15 protein-coding genes, 1 tRNA gene and 1 pseudogene are annotated in these 14444 nt (G+C 53.2%); 13 read left to right on the forward strand and 4 right to left on the reverse strand.

Going from position 1 to position 14444, the window contains the following annotated elements:
- The first annotated feature begins 91 nt into the window (after nt 1-91).
- Nucleotides 92-685 (forward strand): hypothetical protein, encoded by a 594-nt coding sequence (locus WCK51_15220; GenBank protein MEI7578239.1) that lies wholly within the window; start codon nt 92-94, stop codon nt 683-685.
- A 74-nt stretch (nt 686-759) separates the two neighbouring features.
- Here WCK51_15220 and WCK51_15225 read toward each other — a convergent pair whose 3' ends face one another.
- A complete protein-coding gene (locus WCK51_15225) occupies nt 760-1314 on the reverse strand; it encodes a sigma-70 family RNA polymerase sigma factor (GenBank protein MEI7578240.1) in 555 nt (184 codons plus the stop codon).
- Nucleotides 1315-1473: 159 nt separating this feature from the next.
- Here WCK51_15225 and WCK51_15230 point away from each other — a divergent pair, with 159 nt between their 5' ends.
- Complete coding sequence (locus tag WCK51_15230; protein ID MEI7578241.1) at nt 1474-2283, forward strand: hypothetical protein; 810 nt, start codon at nt 1474-1476, stop codon at nt 2281-2283.
- Here WCK51_15230 and WCK51_15235 read toward each other — a convergent pair.
- Complete coding sequence (locus WCK51_15235) at nt 2269-3204, reverse strand: hypothetical protein (GenBank protein ID MEI7578242.1); 936 nt, start codon at nt 3202-3204, stop codon at nt 2269-2271. The genes WCK51_15230 and WCK51_15235 overlap by 15 nt on opposite strands.
- 119 nt (nt 3205-3323) lie before the next feature.
- Here WCK51_15235 and WCK51_15240 point away from each other — a divergent pair.
- A tRNA-Asn gene (locus tag WCK51_15240) sits at nt 3324-3399 on the forward strand.
- Nucleotides 3400-3493: 94 nt separating this feature from the next.
- Nucleotides 3494-3778 (forward strand): annotated as a pseudogene (locus tag WCK51_15245) (TolC family protein).
- Nucleotides 3779-3886: 108 nt separating this feature from the next.
- On the opposite strand, the gene miaB reads toward WCK51_15245, so the two are convergent.
- The gene (miaB, locus tag WCK51_15250; GenBank protein MEI7578243.1) at nt 3887-5272 is read right to left on the reverse strand and encodes a tRNA (N6-isopentenyl adenosine(37)-C2)-methylthiotransferase MiaB; all 1386 of its coding nucleotides are present in this window, start codon (nt 5270-5272) and stop codon (nt 3887-3889) included.
- A gap of 82 nt (nt 5273-5354) precedes the next feature.
- Between miaB and WCK51_15255 the strand changes: the two genes are divergently transcribed.
- Genes WCK51_15255 through guaA form a run of 8 tightly spaced genes read left to right on the forward strand, consistent with a single transcriptional unit; the run spans nt 5355 to nt 12969 of the window.
- Nucleotides 5355-6473: a vitamin K epoxide reductase family protein gene (locus WCK51_15255; GenBank protein ID MEI7578244.1), complete on the forward strand. Its 1119-nt coding sequence runs from the start codon at nt 5355-5357 to the stop codon at nt 6471-6473.
- Nucleotides 6473-7591 (forward strand): tRNA 2-thiouridine(34) synthase MnmA, encoded by a 1119-nt coding sequence (mnmA, locus tag WCK51_15260; GenBank protein MEI7578245.1) that lies wholly within the window; start codon nt 6473-6475, stop codon nt 7589-7591. The genes WCK51_15255 and mnmA overlap by 1 nt, the downstream gene beginning before the upstream one ends.
- Nucleotides 7592-7632: 41 nt before the next feature.
- Nucleotides 7633-8133, forward strand: coding sequence for a redoxin domain-containing protein (locus tag WCK51_15265; GenBank protein ID MEI7578246.1), 501 nt, complete (start codon nt 7633-7635; stop codon nt 8131-8133).
- A gap of 56 nt (nt 8134-8189) precedes the next feature.
- Complete coding sequence (locus WCK51_15270) at nt 8190-8426, forward strand: YtxH domain-containing protein (GenBank protein ID MEI7578247.1); 237 nt, start codon at nt 8190-8192, stop codon at nt 8424-8426.
- A gap of 9 nt (nt 8427-8435) precedes the next feature.
- A complete protein-coding gene (locus WCK51_15275) occupies nt 8436-9653 on the forward strand; it encodes an AI-2E family transporter (GenBank protein ID MEI7578248.1) in 1218 nt (405 codons plus the stop codon).
- Nucleotides 9650-10420, forward strand: coding sequence for a hypothetical protein (locus tag WCK51_15280; protein ID MEI7578249.1), 771 nt, complete (start codon nt 9650-9652; stop codon nt 10418-10420). Before WCK51_15275 ends, WCK51_15280 begins: the two co-directional genes overlap by 4 nt.
- Nucleotides 10417-11433, forward strand: coding sequence for a M28 family peptidase (locus WCK51_15285; GenBank protein MEI7578250.1), 1017 nt, complete (start codon nt 10417-10419; stop codon nt 11431-11433). The genes WCK51_15280 and WCK51_15285 overlap by 4 nt, the downstream gene beginning before the upstream one ends.
- Before the next feature lie 9 nt (nt 11434-11442).
- The gene (gene guaA / locus WCK51_15290) at nt 11443-12969 is read left to right on the forward strand and encodes a glutamine-hydrolyzing GMP synthase (protein MEI7578251.1); all 1527 of its coding nucleotides are present in this window, start codon (nt 11443-11445) and stop codon (nt 12967-12969) included.
- Here guaA and WCK51_15295 read toward each other — a convergent pair.
- Nucleotides 12950-13921 carry a glycosyltransferase family 2 protein gene (locus WCK51_15295; protein MEI7578252.1) on the reverse strand — a complete coding sequence of 324 codons (972 nt, stop codon included), beginning with the start codon at nt 13919-13921 and terminating at the stop codon, nt 12950-12952. The genes guaA and WCK51_15295 overlap by 20 nt on opposite strands.
- Nucleotides 13922-13969: 48 nt before the next feature.
- Between WCK51_15295 and greA the strand changes: the two genes are divergently transcribed.
- Nucleotides 13970-14443, forward strand: a complete 474-nt coding sequence (gene greA, locus WCK51_15300) for a transcription elongation factor GreA (protein ID MEI7578253.1) — start codon at nt 13970-13972, stop codon at nt 14441-14443.
- The last annotated feature ends 1 nt before the right edge of the window (nt 14444 follow it).

The following is a 14444-nucleotide window of genomic DNA, read 5'->3' on the forward strand; positions in this document are numbered from 1 at the left end:
AGAGGATACCTCTTGCAGGTTCCCCGCAAAATTGCGTACAATGCGTGCATCTGACGGGGCGGTTAGACCGTCTTCTTAGGATGAGGGGACTATGAAAAACCTTAACAAAGTGATCATTCTCGGAACGGCCATGATGGCTGTCTCCGCAAACGCGCAGTTTGGTGCGGCATCGAAGAAGGACTTCACCATGGAAAATGGAAAGTCGGGTGGCTACTTCACCTACAACCCGTTCACTCGGGCAACCGGTGGGGGAGCGGACTCGAGTGGATACAGCTTCTCAGTAGAAAAGCTGATCGGCTCCAAAGAAATGGCAGAGTCGATTCTTGGATTTTCCCAAGCGCGGGTAGACGGTACTACCCTCTGGCAGCTCAGCTATCGAATGTATACCGGCGCAGACACTAGTTTGCAGCTTGGTGTGTATGGCGGTGACGGATTTGGCGGAAAGAACGATTTCAGTATCCACTATTGGAAAGACTTGCCTTCACAAGGTGAAAGAGCGATCAACCTATCGCTCTTTGGCGGAGTGTACAGAGATTCGACCGACAACAAGTTCGATCTGAGCTTTGGAGTCAAGGCTTCGTATCCTCTACAGAACTCCGTTAGCATCGACGCCACTTTCTGGCAGTTCCGACGGGGCGGAGATAACGGTAACTTCCTAACCCTCGGCGTCGGTTACAAGTTCTAAGTGGACTGGTCGATTTAGCAGAAACGGGAGATCACTGCATGCGATCTCCCGTTTTCTTGTTGCAGTTCCTTTCGTCAGGCGAATGACGGTTCCAGATCCTTCTGGAGCATTGCCCTTGCTCGGAACAGCCAGCTCTTGATCGTTCCCTCCGGCTTATGGAGCTGGATGGCGATTTCGTTTACGTCCATGTGCTCGAAGTGCCGCATCATGATGATCTGGCGATATCGCCATGGAAGCCGCTTGATTGCCTCCATGATTTGACCTTGTAGCAAGGCACCCTCGGCTCGCTCGGTCATCTCTCCGTTGTCGCTTAGCGAGTACTCGTGGTTGTCGATTGACTCGGTTGAATTTTTTCGCTGGCGGGCAAGGTCCACGATGCAGTTCATGCAGATGCGTGTAAGCCACGGTCGAAGCGGCCGGCTAGTGTCGAAGTCCTTCAGGCTGCGGAAAGCCTTAACGAAGGTTTCTTGAACGACATCCGCGGCGTCGTCGGTGTTGTGCAGCTTTCGAAGCGCGAGTCCAATAAGCATCGGTCGGTAGGTATCCATCAGCGATTGGAAAGCGTCGGCATTACCGTTTCGGATTTCCATCACAAGACTCGACTCCCAGGACTGCACGTAGGTGTTCATTTCTATTTCTCCCAATGTTCTTTGAGGTTTCTTCATTCCTCAACACATATATTATAGATTATTTCAAAGAGACTTTAAGAAAATTGAATATTGCTAGGTCTAAATCTTCATTGTTCTTTAACCTAAGGAACAAAGCTAGGTTCACCCGATGATCTCTACATGGGAGAATTGCGGGGGCTTCTCTTACGAGTATTTGCGGGGATTGGGCTTTGCACGGCAACGGGAACGGCTGTCGACAGGACGTTGTTGCAGGAGTCGTTTGTCCCGATACCTGTCGATTTGAGTGTGGACCGTCGGCTGGATGCGTATGTGCCGTTCTATCGACGAATGTTGCCGCTCGTGGATGATCGACATCCTATCAGCCCTCTGGAGCTGAGAAAAGTCGCGGATGATTGGGTACGAGCATCGCAAGGAGGTCAACTCTTGCCGCTCGAAGCAAGTTTTCATGGGGAGAATCTAGTTGAGTCTCCCAAAGCACAACTTCTCTACGCCACGGCGAAAATCGCAGATCAACTTAACAGAGTGGCCGAAGTTGAGATCCAGAATGGCTTGTTTGACGATGGAATCAGTGACGCGCTGAGAGCCAATGTCATGATCGAGTCGATCCGGTTTGCATCGCCTTCAGCAATGCTAACAACTGCCAACGTAGCTCGACGCTCGCTAAAACTCGCCTCTACCAATATCTCTCGTGCGAAGCGGATTCCTGCTCACCTCCTGGTTCAAGTGAGAAGCGAAGGGGATTTGGAGAGCCGCTACGCTGATATGATGCGCCGTGTTGAACGCCAGAAGCTGGTCTACTCCGTTAGGTACGGAGCTGCGGACGCGGAAGAGGTGTCGAGGGAGGAATACGAGACTGTTGCATTACGGAACGAGACGAGAGCACAAAAATTCTTCGGCTTCGAAAGTGCAGTCGTCCTCAATCGTGGCGCCAAGGCTTGCCAATTTGCACCCGAATCAAAGGTCAAGTAGCTTTCGAAGGGTATCCGCTCGGCGACCGTCGGCAAACTCTTCGTCTTCGTGCATCAGTAAGTCGAGACTGTTTAGTGCTGCATCAATTCTGCGAATGTCACTGGAAAACCCTTCGGCCCCTGTTGCCGCGGCAAGCCTCAACCAACCAAGCACCCGAAACGCGTTTGGAAGCGTTACGCGTGGACTTGCCCTGATGTATTCCAAGGCCTCCTTGGCTTTTCGATTCAGCTTGGTCGCCTCTAGTCCCAGCCTGGTTTCACGTTCTCTGTCTGCTAAGTAATCGACGGCACCCATGAATTCGCCTAAGGATGCCAACGTGGTTGAGACTTGAGCGAATGCTCCTATGGGTCTTGAACCCTCGCCAAACAGCCCCCGTACTGTGATCTTCTTTTCGAGCAGGGCATCGAAAACTTCACCCCTTAAGGCGTCATGCCCCAGTCCGACGAGGTGCATCATAGTCGAGAATCGGCGACCCTCGCCGCAGTTGTAGACTGAACTTGCCAAGAATCCTTGTTGGCTAGAATGTGCAACGTCCAGATGTTTTGTAAGAATTTGCAGAAACGAGTTTGCGATTTGTTCGGCTTTTGAAACGTTGTCTGCCGCACTGACAGCCTGAAGCCTGATGTGATCCTCTTCGTTCACCATTACGCTGAGCGTTCGGTCCTTGTTGTAAATCACCGCGCGACCGGGCAGGTACCAGGGGAAATTTGGTGAGATCAGGCGCTGCGATAAGAGTCGTTCCCGCTCTTTGGCAGTGATCGATCGGTTCACAATAAGAGTTGGGTCAACCTGTTTAACCGCCGCAATCACTTTGTTCATCACTTCGATGAGCTCAAGAGAGTCTGCGGCTGTCGGAAACTTGTGGTTTGCGAGATTCCGCATGTAGCGGACCCGTGATGAAAGCGCAACGTCTGAACTCATTTTTCGGATTTGGGACTTTGCGCAGCGTGCTTCGCAGAGTGAATATTAGCACGATCCCTCCCTATTTCCCCCCGCCCCTTGACCAACAATGATGGATGGAGGTAAATTCTTCACTCCATTGCCGCTTAGCTCAGTCGGTAGAGCAAGTGACTGTTAATCACTGGGTCGTAGGTTCGAGTCCTACAGCGGCAGCCACAGTTTTAGGTTCAAAAAGCTCCTTTTTAGGGGCTTTTTTGTTGCCCGAAAATCACTTCGGTGAGTACCGGGAGTCTACGACGGTGGACGCCAGTCCTGGGCCATCACCCTGTCCATCTCAACTCCGATTGCAGATGGCGGAAGCTGCAAAGTCCGGGCGGATCAAGAGCGGGCCGTTTTGGAAAACAGCTTGGCAAACCTTGAAGCCAAACGGATCGACCTGGAAACCATTTCTAATACCGCCCATCAAACCTTCATGGCGCGAGCCGATCAGTATCGGTCGCTGCTGACCTCCGAATCCCCAGCCATACAGGCCCTGAAAATCGCCCAGAAGCGCTACGAAGCAGGCGTCTCAAGCCGAAGCTATCTCGCGACATGATTTCAGCGGAAACAACCGTGATTCGAGCAAGAACTAACACGATTGGCTCCTTCGTCAACATCCGACGATCTCAGATAGACATCCTCGAGGCAACCGGTCGGATCTGAACTAAACAAGATCGCCAGCGAGTCCCCATTGATGGGCGGAGATCGCTTTGACTTTCGCCAGTCGACCAATTCGAACGGGAGAAGCTTCGAAGTGCATCATTGTCTGCTCACGCGAGTAGCCTTGCATGAGTCGGGGATTTCTTGGAGAGGTTCCCTCAACGAGCACTTCGTACACCTCGCCAACTCGGCCCTGGTTTACAGAAACTGTTACTTCGTTCTGCAGGGAGATCAGCTCCGCTAGTCGCTTCTTCTTCACTGAATCGCTCACTTGGCCATCCCAAACCGCAGCCGGAGTGCCCGGTCGGGGCGAGTAGGCGAACATGAATGCCCAGTCAAAACGGAATTCACGGACCGCCTCAAGGGTCGCTTGAAACTCCTCTTCGGTTTCTTCCGCAAATCCAACAATAAGGTCGGTTGTTATTCCTACACCAGGAATCATTGATCTGATCTCACTGACAATATCGCGGAACGACTCGAGCGTGTAAAGGCGTTTCATCCGAGAGAGCTCCGAGTTTGAGCCGGCCTGAAGGGGCATGTGTACCTGCTCCATCACCTGTGGAACATCGCGAATCACTTCAATGAGATCTTTCCTGAAATCCCGGGGATACGGTGAGGTGAACCGAATACGCTCGATTCCCGGAACTTCCGCAACCTTAACCAAGAGCTCAGAGAAGGGAACCTTGCCCTCCATCAAATTCTTTCCGTAGGAGTTAACGGTCTGACCCAAGAGGCAAACTTCTTTGGTTCCAAGGTCAGCCAGCCGCTTGACTTCGTCGAGAATTTCCTCAGTGGGTCGTGACCTTTCTCGGCCCCGCGTTGTGGGAACGATGCAAAATGTGCAGAATTTGTCGCAACCGTACTGGATCGGGACGTGCGCTTTGAGTTTTCCCTCTCGTCCGACGTGCCGCGTTGGAACCTGTGTGACTACCGTTCCTCTGCGCTCCGGAAGTTCAATTCTTGAGGCAAACCGTCCTCCTTCGAGTGCTTCCGTAACCAGCGCAGGGATCTCGGAGAGGTTGCCAGTTCCGACGACGAAGTCAACGTGCGGGGCCCTGCGCCGAATCTCCTCAGACCTCAGCTGCGCCATGCACCCGCACACGCCGATGACGGTATCCGGGAAGCGTTCCTTGAGGAAGCGCAATTCTCCGATGAGCGAGAACGCCTTATCTTCTGGCTTCTGCCTGACGGAGCAAGTGTTCAACAAGACGACCTGCGCCTCCCTGATCGATCCGACCGGCGAAAAGCCAATTTGCTCAAGGTACAGCGCCATCTGTTCGCTATCCTCCTCATTCATCTGGCATCCCCAGGTTTGAACAAAGTAAGTCCCCGTCTTGCGAAGAGACGCGGGTTGCTCGAGAAGGCTTTTAGGAGTAAGAAGTGTGCTCACAAGAATGATTAGAAGGAACTTCCAGAATACCTGTCAGGTTCAAATGAGCATGGTTGACTCATCAAAACCGTATACTCATACGATGTCATTCTCTAAGCTCAATCGAGCGGTCATTATTTGCGCGGCCCTCGGCTTGTTTGTTGCGATGGTTCTTTCGTTCCAACACTTGTTCGGAAAAGAAGTTCCCTGTATGTCAGGCAAGGGCTGCTTGTTGGTAGCGTCGCACCCTTCCTCCTACTGGGGAAAGATTCCTGTTGCCTTTTTCGGAGCCTTCGGCTACCTTGCTATCCTGGCTCTTGCGGGAGCTAGGGCGGCAATCGGAAACGTGTTTCGGAGCCAACTGGTGCTCGTCGGCTTCTTGCTTTGCGCCTTCGGGTTTGCGACGAGTTGGTATCTGCAATACGTTTCGAAGACCGTCATTTTCGCCTTCTGCCCCTGGTGTTTCACGTCGGCGATCATCATGACGGTTCTGTTCGGCCTGCACGCTAAGATGTATTCGATCATCGGACAAAATCAGGAAACAGCTTCTGATTCTCGGCCCGATGCAATCATCGCTTCTGTCGGACTTGCGGTAGCCCTTATCGGAAGTTTTGGACTTATTAGCACTCAGAACAAGATGTCTGCTATCAACGAAGCGGTTTCTGCCGTCCAATCAACCCAGCTCATCGCGACTCCGGGAAACATCCTTGGAGATGATAAGGCTAAGGTTACGCTAGTTGAGTTTGCCGATCTGTGCTGTCCAGCCTGTCGAACTGGCTTCCCTAAGCTGATGGAGTTCAAACAGAAGTATGGGGACAAGATTCGAGTCGTTTATCGGCACTTCCCGCTGTTCAAAATTCCTGGGCATGAGATGAGTCCGCTGGCAACTGTCGCCGCCGAAGTTGCGGCGGACGAAGGCAAATTCTGGCAATTTGCTTCGGCATTCACTTCCAGCCCCGAAGTCGCTAAGACGCCAGATGAAGTCTTCGCCATCGCCGAGGGAGTAGGGGTCTCCAGGGCTTCTATAGAAAAGGCGGCAGCAGATTCAAATTCCCCCGCGTCTCTTCGAGTCGTGAGAGACCAGGAGTGCGCGATCGAAACCCTCAAGGTTGCAGGGACACCGACTTATTTTCTTCAGTACAACGGAAAGACCAAGAAGTTGAACGGTGAAGGACTCAGCACGGAAATGAGCAGTGAAGAAGTTCAGGCATTGTTGAAGTAATGGCTAAGAAACCAACGGTTCTGGTGGCGATGTCTGGCGGAGTAGATAGCTCTGTCGCGGCGGGCTTGATGAAGCAGCGTGGATACGACGTGGTCGGCCTGACAATGCAGATTTGGCAGGAGAGTCAGTGCGATCCGCGTCATGCCGGATGTTGTTCGCTTGGGGCCGTCGAGGATGCCCGGCGAGTTGCAAGGGTACTGGATATTCCGCACTACGTTCTGAACTTCAAAGAGGAGTTTCGCAAGTCGGTCATCGACAACTTTGTTGACGAGTACTCCAAAGGTCGAACTCCGAATCCTTGTGTCCAGTGCAATCGACACGTGAAGTTCGAAATCTTGATGCAGAAGATGATGGAGCTTGGCTGTGACAAGCTCGTCACCGGTCACTATGCGCGGATTCGTCGACGGGGTCATCAGTATCGTTTGCTCAAAGCGGTCGGCAAGGAAAAGGATCAGAGTTATGTGCTGTACATGCTCGGACATGAGCAACTCCAACATGTGATGTTCCCGATGGGCGAAATCCGCTCGAAAGAAGTCGTGCGGGAGATGGCGCGTTCGCTAGGTCTTCACCTGGCTGACAAGCCTGATTCGCAGGAGATTTGCTTCGTCTCCGAGGCCGGAGGCTATAAGGAGTTCCTTCGCAAGGCTCGACCAGAGCTATTCGGTCCGGGGGCCATTCAGCTTGCCGATGGAACTCAGCTGGGAGTTCACGATGGCACCGCCGACTACACCATTGGTCAGCGGCGCGGCGTCAAGGTTGCTTCTAAGGACGGCAAGCCGATGTATGTCATCGACCTTCAGCCGAAGACGAACACCGTAGTGCTTGGCTCGGAGAAGGATCTACTTCAGAGTGAAGTCATCTGCGAGGATATGTATTGGGCTGAAGCCCCGACGATGCCGATCAAAGTCCAAGCAAAGATTCGCTACAACATGATCGCGGTTCCGGCGACGCTGTATCCCTCTGGCAAGCTTGTTTTTGACGATCCGGTCAAGGCAGTCACCCCAGGTCAGATGATGGTGGCTTACCGTGGTGCGACCGTGGTTGCGGGAGGACTGATCGCCGACGAAAACCGGACGACCCGCATGGAAAGAATCATTCCTGAGCTTGTAACCGCATAAAGATTGGAACGGTTCAAGTGCCTGGTTCATATGCTGTTGTAATGACCGCTCTCCTCGCCGCCGCCCTTCTCGGACAGCTCAAAATGGATCACCAGGTACCCGAGCTAACGGGTGACCAGTGGCTGAACACTGAAAAGCCGATCAAACTTGCCGATCGAAAGGGCAAGGTGACGCTCGTCCACTTCTGGACGTTTGCCTGCTACAACTGCAAAAACAATCTCCCGGCCGTCAAGCGGCTCACGGATCGGTTCAAGAATGACGATGTCATCACCATTGGAGTCCACACGCCCGAGATCGACATCGAGAAGGACTTCAAGAAGGTCACCGAGCAGACCAAGAAACTCGGTATCGAGTATCCGGTTTTGTTCGACGGCAAGCTCGAAAACTGGAATGCCTGGAAGCTCGACTGCTGGCCAACGCTGTTCGTTATCGACAAAAAGGGCCGCTTCCGAGCCGGATGGCGAGGCGAGCTCAACTACAATGGGCAGAACGGAGAAGACAAAATCCGCGATGTAGTTATCAAGTTGCTTGCCGAGAAGTGAGAAAACCGTAACCGAACCCTTAACTTAGGCGTAAAATAAGCCTACAAGGAGAAGTGATGAGCAATAACAACGATAGCGATTCCAGTGCAGTTCTTTACCTTTTGGCTGGGGTTGGCCTCGGCGCGATCATCGGCGCGGCCGCAGGAATGCTGTTTGCACCCAAGGCAGGCAACGAGACCAGAGACGAGCTGAACGATAAGTTCAAAGAGCTGAAGACCAAGACCGAGGAGTGGATCAACGAGCAGAAGGCCAAAAAGGCCGTTGCTGACGCTCCTGAAGAGCTTGGCGTCTAAACTAGCTGTATGACGTCGGGTCTCGCCGGCTGGAGAATTGCGCTGTGGGTGGTGATTGTATTCGCCACCTTGGCTTTTTTGTATGCGGTTCGCGGGATATTGTCTCCGTTCATTCTCGCCTTCCTGATCTCGGCAATCTTGCAGCCGGGGGTAAACAAACTGGTTTCGAAAGGTTGGAAACGCGGCCGCGCTTCGCTGGCGTTGATGACTCTGTTTTTCGGATCAATCATCGCCCTTCTGGTGTTGCTGACACCGGTGGTTACTCAGCAAGTCGGTGGTTTTAAAGATAAAGCTGAGCAACTAGCCCGGACGGTCGCCCAACCGAATCCAAACGATAACTTTTTCATGCGCGGTGTCCCTGAGGTTCGGATGGCGAACGCAGAGCGCAAGGATCCGATTGATAGCTATTTGGGGCGTTACTCCGAGCTTCTGACTCAGGCGAATCTGCCGACGAGCAAGCGTGCCTTGATCGCTCAGTACATAGAGCCGCAGCGCGGACAGATTCAAACTACGCTTCGAAGCGCGCTTAAAGCGAGCGTAGGAATTGCGAGCGGCCTCGTTTCCCAGGGGCTGATGCTGATCTTCGTGCCGCTATTGGTAGGTCTGATACTGCCCAACGCGGAGGACATCAAGAGACGACTGTTCGGGGTCATTCCGCCTCAGTTGCGGACTTCCGCAGAGGGAATTTCGGAAGACATCGGGGATGTATTCAGCAACTACCTGAGGGGCGTCGCGATTGCAGTGTTTGGCTATATGGCGTTCATGTCCATCCTGCTCAGCATTCTGGGAGCTCCGTACGGCATTCTTCTCGGAGTGCTGTTTGGCGCACTCTACTTGGTGCCGTATCTTAACGTCGCGATCGCCGCGACAACTCTGTTCGTGCTGACCGGACTGAGCGGAAAGGCCGACTGGATGATGATCCATTTCAGCTCAAGTTGGGTTTATGCCGGAATGTTGGTGGCGGTTTATGCGGTCTGCCACTTCGTGTTCGACAGCATTGTGTATCCAAGGTTTGTGGGTAACGCAGTCGGCCTGCACCCAATTCTTTCGATGTTTGTCATTTTCTCTGGTGGAGCCCTTTTCGGGCTACCCGGGATGATCCTGGCTTTCCCGGTAGCGGGTTCAATCAAGGTTCTGCTCGACCGCGTCATTCGGTTCACCAACAAGACGGATGGGGAACTGATCCTCCCCGAAGTACCGTTGAGGCATAGAGAAGTGATCACATGATTCCTATTGCCTTAGCCTACGCCTTTGCTTCCGGTCAATCTGTTTCGTTTGACGTCAACGTCCAGTTCGAAGGTTGGATTCCGATTTTCGGTGGTCGCGAAGGGAAGGCAAACGTGTCACTGACCGTTGTCGCAAACCCGCTCTCACCTTCTCATGTGGGGCTACCAGTCTGCGAAATAGAATCAACGATTTCAAAAATCGACGCCGAGGCGTTTGGCGTCCAGCTTCCGCTGAACAGCACCAACGTCGATCAGTTTTTCCCTAAGGCAATCGCGACATTTGATCTCCAGGGAGTTGTTGTTAAGAACACCGCCCCTGCGATCAAGATGCCCGCCAAGCTCCCCGGCCTGGATTCTCAGCGGCTACCTGAAATCAGCTTTTTGCCTCTGGTGTTGCCTAAAACTGATATCAAGGAAGGCGAATCCTATTTGTTTAGCCGTACCTACAGCGGTCAAGAGTTTAAGTACACGGTAACTCTGGTTAAGCAAAACGAATCAGGCGCTGACCTGACCATCAAGCTCGTTTCGACCCGAGATGGCTTTGAAGACGCCTATGGCAACACTTTGGAAACCTCCAAGGGAGCCAAGAAGAAATCCCGATCAGATCTTGATGGAACCGGTTCAGCTCACTTTTCCAAGACCCTGGGTAGCTTCGACAAAGTCGAAGTCGAAACCACTGAGACCACCACCACAGAACCCCTCGCTGGCGGAAAACAAACGGTCAAAAAGCTTAAAACTACACTCAAAATCAAGCGACAAACTCCATGATCACAACTCTCCTCGCCACAGCGTTTTTGCAACCGATCCAGTTGCCCGTCGTGAATGCGGAGGAGTTGAAACGTCACGTTTCGTATTTGGCTTCGGACGAGCTCAAGGGGCGCGGAACTCCTTCGCCTGAGCTGATCAAGGCCAGCGAGTACATTGCTGCCGAGTTCACCAAGATTGGAATTCAACCGGGAGTGGGAAAGTCGTTCTTCCAAGTAACCAAGTGGGAGCGGGGCAAGGGTGCTGGCGAGGAAGTTCGAAATGTCGTGGGATTGTTGCCTGGCTCAGACCCGGTTCTGAGCAGGGAGTATGTCGTCGTTTCGGCCCATTACGATCACCTTGGTGAGGCTAAGGAAGGCGCAGACAAAATTTTCAACGGTGCGAATGACGACGCGAGCGGTGTCGCAGGTGTGATCGGAATTGCGTCAGCGATTGCTAAGTCTAAGCCCAAGCGGTCGGTGATTTTCCTCACGTTCTATGGGGAAGAGCGAGGTTTGGTGGGCTCGCAGTTCTACGCCAAGAATCCGATTTTTCCGTTGAAGAACACGGTTGCGATGCTCAACATCGAGCAGATTGGAAGGACTGACGACAGCGAGGGTCCTCGGGTAGGAGCTTGCAATTTGACAGGGTTCAACTTCAGCACGATTGGACCGGTGTGCGCAAAAGTTGGCAAAGAGGTTGGCGTTCCGGTGATTGAGCATCCTGAATATTCCGCTCCGTTTTTCATGGCAAGCGACAACGCAGCCTTTGCGGCTGTCGGAGTTCCGGCTCACACGTTTAGCGTCGCCTACGAGTTTTCGGACTATCACAAAGTGGGTGATCACGCGGACAAGTTGGACTACAACAACATGGCGAAGATCACGGGGATGATCGCTGCTTGCACGCTGCATATTGCTAATTCTAGCCAGGTTCCTTGCTGGAATAAGTATCAGAAGCGTACCGCGCGATACATCGAGGCTTATGAAAAGTTGCAGGGCCGAAAAGTGGCGGGAGACGGCTCCGGTAAGCCAAACTAATAAGGGTTCATGACCGGAACCCATCAGAAAGTGCTTGTCGTTGATTTTGGCGGGCAGTACACCCAGCTCATCGTTCGCCGTGTGCGCGAGCAGGGTGTCTACAGTGAAATGGTTTCTTGGACCACCGCTTATGCCCGCATATCAGCTGAAAAGCCCACAGCTGTGATTCTCTCCGGTGGGCCTCGCTCAACTCTGGAAGAAGGTGCGCCCGATCTGGATTTCTCTTGTTTGGACGGAATTCCGGTTTTAGGAATATGTTATGGCCAGCAGCTGATGGCGAAGAAGCTCGGCGGGGTGGTCGAGACTGCGTCGCACAAAGAGTACGGACTTCGTAATCTGAGCTCGAAATCGGGGTTGGTTGCCCTGATGGAAGATGACCAGGTTTGGATGTCGCACGGCGATCAGGTCGTCTCGATTCCTTCTGGTTTTACGGTGACATCGTCCACGGATTCATGCCCGGTGGCGGCGATGGAGAACGCCGGTTTGAAGAGATTTGGAGTTCAATTTCACCCAGAAGTGACTCACACGACTTCTGGCAAAGCTTTGCTCAAGGGGTTCTTAGAAGAAGCCGGACTGGTGGGCGACTGGACGACAGAGAATTTTGTTGAGGAAGAGATTGCCAAGATTCGGGCGATGGTAGGTCCAGAAGAGAAGGTTCTTTGCGCGGTCTCCGGTGGCGTTGATTCTTCTGTGATGGCGGCTTTGTTGATTCGCGCAATTGGCGATCGAGCGGTTTGCGTCTTCGTCGATCATGGACTGCTCCGCTACCGCGAGGCGGATCAAGTGATCGAGACGTTTGGGGGGCACTTCCACGCAAACTTGAAGGCGTACTATGAGCACGACCGATTCTTCGGTGCTCTCGCGGGTAAGAAGGATCCGGAGGAGAAGCGAAAGACGATCGGTGAGCAGTTTGTGCGGGTCTTTGAAGATCATGCGAACGAGCTTCAGGGGTGCGACTGGCTGGCTCAGGGGACTTTGTATCCAGACGTGATCGAGAGCGGATCGCCGACCGCAGCTAAGATCAAGACTCACCACAACGTCGGCGGCTTGCCGGATTGGATGCGAATGAAGCTAATCGAGCCTCTTCGCTGGCTGTTTAAGGACGAAGTTCGGTCGGTTGGACGGTTGCTTGGATTGCCGGACGAAATGGTTGATCGCGAGCCGTTTCCTGGGCCAGGACTCGGGGTTCGGATTCTGGGCGAAGTCACTCCAGAGCGGGTTCGAATGGTTCAAGAAGCCGATTGGATTTTCCGTTCCGAGCTTCGGAAGCGGGATTTACACAAGGGGATTTGGCAATCTTATGCAGCACTCCTGGACGTCAAGAGCGTTGGAGTGATGGGCGATGAGCGGACTTATGAGCAGCCGATCGTGCTTCGAGCGGTCGAGAGCGAGGACGCCATGACGGCTCGGGCGGTGGACATTCCGTTTGAGGTTTTGGAGTTAGTTGCCAGTCGGATTGTCAATGAGGTTGACGGAGTCAACCGAGTGTTCTACGACCTGACCAGCAAGCCTCCGGCTACGATTGAGTTGGAGTAGTTGGTTCCTGGAAGTCTCTGGGAAGCACGTCGCCCCGAGAAGCAAATAGAACCGGAAGAAACGTGACGAGTTTTTCGTGAGTTCTGCCGCCAATCACCAGCAATGGCAATGAAGCAACCAGCCCAAAGAACACACGTAAGAAAGCTCCCATCCGGTTGAGTATCCAGCAGAGGATTGCTGGGAAATCACCTTGAGTGATTCTGAAGTAGAGGCATTTGCCGTAGTTGTAGCGTGCTACCGACCGCCAGCGGTTCGTCATCGAGCTCGAACCCAGCTCGTGAGTGAACTCGGCTTTTGGATCGTAAACTATTCTGCCCTGCTTCTGGAGCCGATGACACAGCTCTGTGTCCTCGCAATAGAGGAAAAAGCGTTCGTCAAATCTAGGATCAACCTCTCTGCGGACCATAAGGCAGGCCCCCATGACTTGCTCAACATCGCTCGGGCGGTCAGATGGGAGCAGCCGTGTGCGCCAATACGAGCGTCCAAATCGCCGCGCGACACCGTCGAGAAAGAACTGTTCAAGAAACACAGCGCCGAGCGTAAGTCGTCCGGCGACGGACTCTTGCAAGGAACCATCCGGATTCAATAGCCGTCCTCCGGCGGCGACGACAGAGGCGTCGGAGAAAGTGGAAGCAAGTCTAGCGATTGCCCCCTGGTGGGCATAGGCGTCCGAGTTCAGGTAGAGCACCAAATCGGTTTCGGCTCGCATCAAACCCATATTGTTCGCCCGGCCAAACCCGAGGTTGCGCGAGGATGCCAACGTAATGGAACCCGGGAATAGCCGTTGCATAACTTCTCGGAGCATCTCGATCGAGCCGTCCGTCGAGGCGTTGTCCACGACAATCACCTGACTAACACCCTGGTCGACCAGAGCCGTCAAGCAACGCCCAAGTTGCTCGCAAGTGTTGTAGCTGACAATGATGACGGTAACGGTCGGCGATACGGATTCCAACTGAACAAGCGTACATTAAAAGTGTTAACCAGCTACAATAGAGGGTTGATGGGAAATGCAATTCAAGTGACCCAAGAGGGTTTCGACAAGCTGAAAAAAGAGCTTGAGGAGCTTCAGGGACCGGTGCGGATGAGGATCGCTGAGGCGATTCGTGAGGCGAAGTCGCACGGAGACCTTCGAGAAAATGCAGCCTACCACGAGGCAAAGCTGAACCAGACGAGGCTTGAAGGGCGCATCAACGATCTTGAAAAGGCTTTGATGTATGCCAAAATCGTCGAGCGAAAAGATGACGGCGGTGTGATCGCTCAATTGGGCTCAATTGTTAAAGTCTTGGACGAAGAGTTTGGAGACGAGATTGACATCACGCTGGTCGGTTCATTCGAAGCCGATCCGGCCCAAGACATGGTTTCGATAGGCTCGCCACTTGGCGAGGCTCTCCTCGGCAAGATTGTCGGTGAGATCGTAGAAGTCGTTGCGCCGGCTGGTACGACGCGCTACAAAATCTTGCAGATCCAAAGTTGAT

It is taken from the genome of Armatimonadota bacterium, from assembly GCA_037138755.1.
In the GTDB taxonomy this organism is placed as follows: domain Bacteria; phylum Armatimonadota; class Fimbriimonadia; order Fimbriimonadales; family Fimbriimonadaceae; genus Fimbriimonas.

Excerpts from the sequence above, each read along its gene's own strand:
- WCK51_15220 (MEI7578239.1), top strand. The coding sequence starts at position 92 with ATGAAAAACCTTAACAAAGTGATCATTCTCGGAACGGCCATGATGGCT.
- WCK51_15225 (MEI7578240.1), bottom strand. The coding sequence starts at position 1,314 with ATGAACACCTACGTGCAGTCCTGGGAGTCGAGTCTTGTGATGGAAATC.
- WCK51_15230 (MEI7578241.1), top strand. The coding sequence starts at position 1,474 with ATGGGAGAATTGCGGGGGCTTCTCTTACGAGTATTTGCGGGGATTGGG.
- WCK51_15235 (MEI7578242.1), bottom strand. The coding sequence starts at position 3,204 with ATGAGTTCAGACGTTGCGCTTTCATCACGGGTCCGCTACATGCGGAAT.
- WCK51_15255 (MEI7578244.1), top strand. The coding sequence starts at position 5,355 with ATGTCATTCTCTAAGCTCAATCGAGCGGTCATTATTTGCGCGGCCCTC.
- mnmA (MEI7578245.1), top strand. The coding sequence starts at position 6,473 with ATGGCTAAGAAACCAACGGTTCTGGTGGCGATGTCTGGCGGAGTAGAT.
- WCK51_15265 (MEI7578246.1), top strand. The coding sequence starts at position 7,633 with ATGACCGCTCTCCTCGCCGCCGCCCTTCTCGGACAGCTCAAAATGGAT.
- WCK51_15270 (MEI7578247.1), top strand. The coding sequence starts at position 8,190 with ATGAGCAATAACAACGATAGCGATTCCAGTGCAGTTCTTTACCTTTTG.
- WCK51_15275 (MEI7578248.1), top strand. The coding sequence starts at position 8,436 with ATGACGTCGGGTCTCGCCGGCTGGAGAATTGCGCTGTGGGTGGTGATT.
- WCK51_15280 (MEI7578249.1), top strand. The coding sequence starts at position 9,650 with ATGATTCCTATTGCCTTAGCCTACGCCTTTGCTTCCGGTCAATCTGTT.
- WCK51_15285 (MEI7578250.1), top strand. The coding sequence starts at position 10,417 with ATGATCACAACTCTCCTCGCCACAGCGTTTTTGCAACCGATCCAGTTG.
- guaA (MEI7578251.1), top strand. The coding sequence starts at position 11,443 with ATGACCGGAACCCATCAGAAAGTGCTTGTCGTTGATTTTGGCGGGCAG.
- greA (MEI7578253.1), top strand. The coding sequence starts at position 13,970 with ATGGGAAATGCAATTCAAGTGACCCAAGAGGGTTTCGACAAGCTGAAA.